Source organism: Micromonospora sp. NPDC127501 (assembly GCF_040302185.1).
Taxonomy (GTDB): Bacteria; Actinomycetota; Actinomycetes; order Mycobacteriales; family Micromonosporaceae; genus Micromonospora.
Window position 1 is genome coordinate 56324 of record NZ_JBEORJ010000021.1, and the last position, 6789, is coordinate 63112.

General features: G+C 68.2%; 4 protein-coding genes. 2 read left to right on the forward strand and 2 right to left on the reverse strand.

Translation table 11 applies throughout. The features are described from left to right. Positions 1–9: 9 nt before the first annotated feature. Together ABTW72_RS31545 and ABTW72_RS31550 are read right to left on the reverse strand one after the other, a co-directional pair. A complete protein-coding gene (locus tag ABTW72_RS31545) occupies positions 10–948 on the reverse strand; it encodes an SMP-30/gluconolactonase/LRE family protein (RefSeq protein WP_350865307.1) in 939 nt (312 codons plus the stop codon). 159 nt (positions 949–1107) lie between these two features. Next, positions 1108–3441 carry a beta-L-arabinofuranosidase domain-containing protein gene (locus ABTW72_RS31550; RefSeq protein WP_350865309.1) on the reverse strand — a complete coding sequence of 778 codons (2334 nt, stop codon included), beginning with the start codon at positions 3439–3441 and terminating at the stop codon, positions 1108–1110. A gap of 691 nt (positions 3442–4132) precedes the next feature. Between ABTW72_RS31550 and ABTW72_RS31555 the strand changes: the two genes are divergently transcribed. Both ABTW72_RS31555 and ABTW72_RS31560 read left to right on the forward strand, forming a co-directional pair. After that, a complete protein-coding gene (locus ABTW72_RS31555) occupies positions 4133–5908 on the forward strand; it encodes a family 43 glycosylhydrolase (RefSeq protein ID WP_350865311.1) in 1776 nt (591 codons plus the stop codon). 339 nt (positions 5909–6247) lie between these two features. After that, the coding region (locus ABTW72_RS31560; protein WP_350865314.1) for an endo-1,4-beta-xylanase at positions 6248–6789 on the forward strand (542 nt) is incomplete at its 3' end.

The window sequence follows — 6789 nt, forward strand, 5'->3', positions numbered from 1 at the left end:
TCGGGTCGCTCAGTGGGCGCGGACCGCGACGACGGTGTAGGGCGTGGTGGGGGTCGGCGGTGTGGTGAACCGGGCGTTGGGCAGGTAGAGCCGGCCCAGCGCCTTGGCCACTGTGGTGGGTACGTCGAAGTTCGGATCGGTGATGGTGCCGGTGAGCGTTCCGGCGGTGCCGGCGTGGTTCAGTCGGACCACCGCGATCTGGTTGAGGCGGTTCTGCACGACGTACAGGGTGCGGCCGAGCAGTAACAGTCCATCGCCGTTGGTGAAGGTGTGGCCCGGCACGTCCACGACCGTGCTCGCCCCGGTCGCCGGGTCGACCCGATACAGGGTGCCGGTGGTGGACTGGACGACGATCAGCGCCCGGCCGTCGGGTGTGGTGGCGATGCCGTTGAGGTTCACTCCGGTGCCGACCTGCTCGTACGCGCCGGTCAGGGTGATCGTGGTGAAGGCGTCGGCGGGGGGCAGCGCCCCGCCGCGACCGAGCGGCACCCGGTAGAGCACCGGCCGGTTCGAGTCGGTGAAGTACGCGGCGTCCCGGGTCAGCACGACGTCGTTGACGAACGTCGGGGCGGTGGCGAACTGGTAGCGGGCCAGAACTTCACCGGTACGGGTGTCGAGCACGCGAGCGTCGCCAGCCGTGCCACCGGAGACGAAGAGTCGGCCGCGCCTGTCGACCTTGAGGCCGAGCGACGGCGTGCCGGTGGCCGCGCCGATCGTCGTGCCTTGGCCGGTGACCAGGTCGACGCGCTGGATGGCGCCGGTAGCGCGGGAGCCGAAGTAGGCGTACCGGCCGGCGGTGGCGATGCCCTCGGGCTGGAAGCCGTCGGGAAGGGCGATGACGGTCGGCGGTCGGCTCACCGGGTGCGCCTGCGCCGGCGCGACGGCGACGGTGGCCAGCATGGCGGCGGTCAACGCGCCGCCGAGCGTGGTGCGGAGGGGGCGGTTCACTGTGCTCCTTCCGGGCGGAAGCGGCACGAGCCGACACGTCCGCCACGTTCACTGGGGCCAGGACCCTCCCCACTGTACGACCGTTGGCGGGCGTCCGCCCGGCGTCACCGGCGCGGCCTTCGGGTGACCGCGCCGGTGAGCCCGTCGAGCGGGCGGAGGTCAGGCGTTGCGGACCAGCCTCCACCGGTTGTCCGCGCTGCCGTTGTCCGGATCCTGCACGGCCTGCGCTCCCCAGGCGGTCGACGCGTTCAGGATCCCGAGCAGCTTGTTGCTGTTGACGTTGCGGATCTTGTAGGTGCCGTCGCCGTTGTCCACGAGGACCCACCGGTGATCGGCGGTGCCGTTGTCGGCCCACTGCAGGACCCGGGCGTTGTCGGCGGTGGACATGTTCTCCACGCCCAGGACCTTGCCGCTGTTGACGTTGCGGAACCGAACCGCGTTGCCGTCGGTGATGACCACCCAGTTGTGGTCCGCGGTGCCGCTGTCGCCCCACTGCACGGCCAGGCCACCGTCGGCCGTGGACATGTTCTGGACACCGAGGACCAGCCCGGTGCCGACGTTGACCAGGCGGTAGCTGCCGGTGGGCCCGCCGCTGCCGCTGGTGTTCCAGTAGACCGTGTAGTTGTAGCCGTGGGCGTCGTAGAAGGGGGCGAGGTTCACCGCGGACCCGTTGGCGCTGGCGGTGAACGCGAGCGAGGTGGTGCTGGTCCGGGTGACCGAGGAGACGGTGAGGGTGGGCAGCGTGCTCAGGGCCGTGTTGCCGTAGTTGCCGGCCAGCACCGTGGGGCCGTACGTGACCGCGCCGACGTTGGCGTTGTCGTTGGCGGCCTTGACGGCGACCTGCATCGGCAGCCGCACGGTGACGGTGTCGCCCGCCGCCCAGGTGCGCGTGACCGTGGCGTAGCTGCCCGGTGTGGTGGTGACGTTCTCCACCGTGCCGTTGACGGCGATCGTCGCGCCGCTGGTCCAGGACGGGATCCGCACCCGGATGCTCCACGACCCGCTCATCGAGCCGGACAGGGTCAGCGTGGTGGTGTCACTGACCGGGAAGCTGGTGGTCTGGGTGACCGTGATGCCGCGCTGCGTCCAGTTCAGCACCGACGGCGTGAACAGGTTCACGCTCAGTGTGGTGCCGTTGTAGAAGTAGATGGAGTCCATCAACCTGGTGTTGATCTCCAGGCCGGTGCCCTGGCAGCACCAGAACGAGTTGTAGTCGGTGCTCCAGGTGCCGCCTCCCCACGCCGGGCCCACACCGCGACGTCCGCCCGGCCGCAGCGGGGTGAAGTAGGTGATGTGGCCGTGGCTGTCGGCCGGGTTCTGCCCGCCGATCAGGTGGTTGATCAGCGCGCGCTCGTAGAAGTCGAAGTAGTCCGCCCGGTTCGGGTCGAGCAGCCACAGCTCGCGGGTCAGCTTGAGCATGTTGAACGTGTTGCACTGCTCGCAGGTGTCGTTGCTGAGGTAGCCGGCGATGGCGTTCGGCGGCCGGAAGTGCTCCGCCTGGCTGTTGCCGCCGATGACATACGTGTGCGCGCCGACGGTGATTCGCCACGCGTTGCTGGCGATGTCCCGGTAACGGGTGGTCCCGGTGGCCTTGTACTCCCGGGCCGCCCCGATCCACTTGGGCACCTGCGTGTTGGCGTGCAGCCCGTTGAGCTGGTCCTGGCCCGAGGCCAGGGGGTTGAACACGGAGTTGTGGTCGAACCGCTGCGCGGTGGCGAGCCACCGGCTGTCGCCGGTCTGCTGGTAGATGTCGGCGAGCACGTCGTTCATGCCCCCGAACTCGGTGCCCAGCATCGACTGCATCTGGCTGGAGCTCAGCCGGCTGGTCCGGGTGTCGACCCAGCCGGCGAGGGCCAGCAGCACCGTACGGGCCTGGGTGTTGCCGATGTAGCGCCAGACGTCGAGCAGGCCGGCGAGGGTCTTGTGGATGCAGTAGTAGGGCACGTTGCCGTTGGAGAGCGTCCGTGCCTCGAGCGCGGTGAAGTCGGACTCCGGGAAGCCGGAGAGGTAACCCGCGCCGAACCCGGCGGCGGAGTTGTTGGCCTGGCACTTGGCCAATTCGGCCACCATGTAGTTGGCCTTGTCCCGGCAGGTCGTGTCGCCCAGCACCGCGTACGCGTACGCCCAGGCGCTCAGGAAGTGGCCCTGCATGTGGGTCCGGAACGGGAAGTTCGGCGCGTCCCAGCCCCCGTTGGTGGCGGCGCCGTTGGTGGACAGCCGGTGGTTGGCGCGGAAGTTGTAGAGCATCCGGTCGACGTCGACGAACCGTAGGTAGTTCAGCGTCCGGGTCTGGTTGTCCATCCAACGGCCGGCGGTGAGTCGTACCTGACCCGGGTCGAACGCGTACGCCGAGACGCCGATGTCGGAGCGGGCCGGGGGCACGACGGCCGCGGACGCGCTCCCGGGGGAGAGGGCGACGCCGCTCGCGGAGACCACCACGGTGGCTCCGGCGGCCTGAAGCAGGTGGCGGCGGCTGAGGGGCAGGGGTGGCATGGGGAACCTCCAGGTGGCCGGGTACGTCGGGCCCGCCATCGATGACGGTGGGTCGTCGGCGGCAGAGGGGCCGACGCCGGGTGTGGTGGGGTGGGTGGGACGTGGATCGCCGTGAACGCCGGGTGCCCACCCCTGCGCTTATCGCGGCACATCGATGTGATCGCTAACATAGTTCGTCGTTAACACGCCCGCAACCCCCGGGGCACCCCGCCGACCCATTCCCGCGACGACCTGGCCGAGGCCCTCCGCGTCAGGTGGCGGATGTGGTCCGAAGCGGACATCAGGCGGGCTCGCGATCATCGGCCCATTACCGTGCGTGACGGTTGGCGGTGGCCTTCCCTCCGTTGACGCCCGTGCGGTCGCTCAGTACCGTGCATCGTAAATCTTCGATGTCAACGTTGATACCTCGGTGCTGCGGTGTGGTTACGACGGTCATCCGCGCCTCGCAAAAATCCAGTTCAGATGGGGGAGGGGGCATTCGCCAAAGGCTGTTAGCGCTAACACAGTCGCCGATCGTGCTGCCCGGTGCAGGAACGGCGAAGCCCGTTCGAGCGGCCGCCGGGACGGCGGTGGCTCGTCCAGTCAGACATCCACACGCGCACTCTCTGTGGGAGTAATGGTGAAAGTGAAGGATCGAACCACAACTCGGGCCACCCGCCGGGCCAGGCGCGCCATCGCCTGGCTGGCAAGCATGGCCTGTCTTCTCGCACTGATCCCGGGGACGGCCAAGGCCGACAACCCCATCGTCCAGAACATCTACACCGCCGACCCGGCGCCCATGGTGCACAACGGCCGGGTCTACCTCTACACCGGACATGACGAGGACGGTTCCACCTATTTCACGATGCGTGAGTGGCGGGTGTACTCGTCCGCCGACATGGTGAACTGGACCGATCACGGATCGCCGATGAATCTGGCGACATTCGCGTGGGCGGACGCCAACGCGTGGGCCGGGCAGGTCGTTCCGCGAAACGGAAAGTTCTACTGGTACGTGCCGGTACGCCAGCGCTCCAACGGGCAGATGGTCATCGGCGTCGGGGTGTCCGACAGCCCGACCGGGCCGTTCCGCGACGCGCTCGGTCGACCATTGGTCGGCAACAACGAAATCGACCCACACGCGTTCATCGACGATGACGGGCAGGCGTATCTGTACTGGGGTAACCCGGGTCTGTGGTACGTGAAGTTGAACCCGGACATGATTTCGTTCTCGGGCAGTGCGACACGCATTCCACTCACGACGGCGGGGTTCGGTACCCGTAACGGTAATGCGAGTCGGCCGACGCTGTACGAGGAGGGGCCGTGGGTGTTCAAGCGCAACGGGTTGTACTACAACGTGTTCGCGGCGGAGTGCTGCTCCGAGTTCATCGCGTACTCCACAGCGACCGGGCCGACGGGGCCGTGGACATATCGGGGAACGATCATGCCGCGGCAGGGCGCCAGCTTCACCAATCACGCGGGTGTGATCGATTTCCAGGGTGGTTCGTATTTCTTTTATCACAACGGGGCGTTGCCCGGTGGCGGTGGTTACACCCGTTCGGTCGCGGTGGAGAAGTTCAGCTACACCAGCAACGGCCTGTTCCCGACCATCACGATGACGAACACCGGCGCCCCGCAGGTGGGCACCCTGAACCCGTACGTGCGACAGGAGGCCGAGACGATCGCCTGGGGCTCGGGGATCGAGACCGAGGCGTCCAGCGAGGGCGGGATGAACGTCGGTTGGATCGAGAACGGCGACTACATCAAGGTCAAGGGCGTCGCGTTCGGCGCGGGTGCGACCTCGTTCAGCGCCCGGGTCGCATCGGCCACCAGCGGCGGCCGGATCGAGGTACGCCTCGACAGCGCCAACGGCCCGACCGTGGGCACCTGCACCGTGGGCGGCACCGGCGGGTGGCAGACCTGGAACACCACCACCTGCGGGGTCAGCGGAGCGACCGGCACCCATGACCTTTACCTGCGCTTCGCCGGCGGCAGCGGCAACCTGTTCAACATCAACTGGTGGCAGTTCAGCGGCACCGGCGGCAGCGCCGCGAACCTGCTCACCAACGGCGACGTGGAGAACGGCACGACGGGCTGGGGTGTGCACGGCAGCGGCACCCTCGCCAGGAACACCACAGTCGTGCACGGCGGCAGCGGATCGTTGTCGATCACCGGCCGGACCGGTGCCTGGAACGGCCCCAGTCAGGATGTGACCGCCAAGCTCACCAACGGCAGGAGCTTCACCACCAACGTCTGGGTACGAGCGCAGAGCGGCACCCCGTCGGCGAAGGCGACGTTGTCGCTGACCGCGAACGGTACGACGAACTACCTCCAGCTGACGCCGGCGGTGGGGGCGAACGTCAATGGCTGGACCCTGCTCACCGGCACCACGACGGTGTCGTGGAGCGGCACGCTGACCAGCGCCACCTTCTACGTCGAGACGGCCGAGGGCACCGACAGCCTCCTGGTCGACGACGCCTCGTTCCAGTGACGGGTGCTGCCGGAGCCGTGCTCGGCGCGGCTCCGGCAGCACGGCGACGTGCCCCACCACTGCGAGGAGCGACAGGTGGCCCGGTGCGGTTGGTGACGACTTGACGAACGGCATGTTATCGCTCACAGTCGATGCTTGAGGGTAGCCGCACCTGTGGTTCACCGGGCGAACCTGCTGTGGCACCTCGACCCGCGACGTCCGCCCAGGGCATGCCGGACGTCGGGTCAGGACTCCCCGCACCGCTGCCGCGACGGCGACCGTTGCTGACGTCTCCCATGTCGCAGGAGCAGATTCGGGCGTGCGTCTCCATCGCTGCACCACCACAGAGAAGGAATCCGCATGAATCACAGAAGAGCCCTGCGAGCGGCGGTGACCATCGCCGTTGCCGGCGCCCTCGCCGCCGGCATGACGATGACGCTGACCTCCACGGCCAGCGCCGGCACGACCCTCCGGGCCTCGGCGGCCGAGAAGGGCCGTTACTTCGGCGCGGCCGTCGCGACGGGCAAGCTCTCCACCAGTGTGTACGCGACCATCCTGAACCGTGAGTTCAACAGTGTCGTGGCCGAGAACGAGATGAAGTGGGACGCCACCGAGCCGCAGCAGGGTCGGTTCAGCTACACCGGTGGTGATCGTCTGGTCAGTCACGCGCAGGCCAACGGCATGAGCGTGCGGGGCCATGCGTTGCTGTGGCATCAGCAGCAGCCGGGCTGGGCGCAGGGCATGTCGGGCAGCGCGTTGCGCAACGCGGCGATCAACCACGTCACGCAGGTGGCGACGCATTTCCGCGGGAAGATCCACTCGTGGGACGTGGTGAACGAGGCGTTCGCCGACGGTGGTAGCGGTGGGCGTCGTGACTCGAACCTGCAGCGCACCGGCAACGA

What these genes read in the sequence shown, in the direction of transcription:
- ABTW72_RS31550 (WP_350865309.1), bottom strand. Translation starts at nt 3,441, where the DNA reads ATGCCACCCCTGCCCCTCAGCCGCCGCCACCTGCTTCAGGCCGCCGGA.
- ABTW72_RS31555 (WP_350865311.1), top strand. Translation starts at nt 4,133, where the DNA reads ATGGCCTGTCTTCTCGCACTGATCCCGGGGACGGCCAAGGCCGACAAC.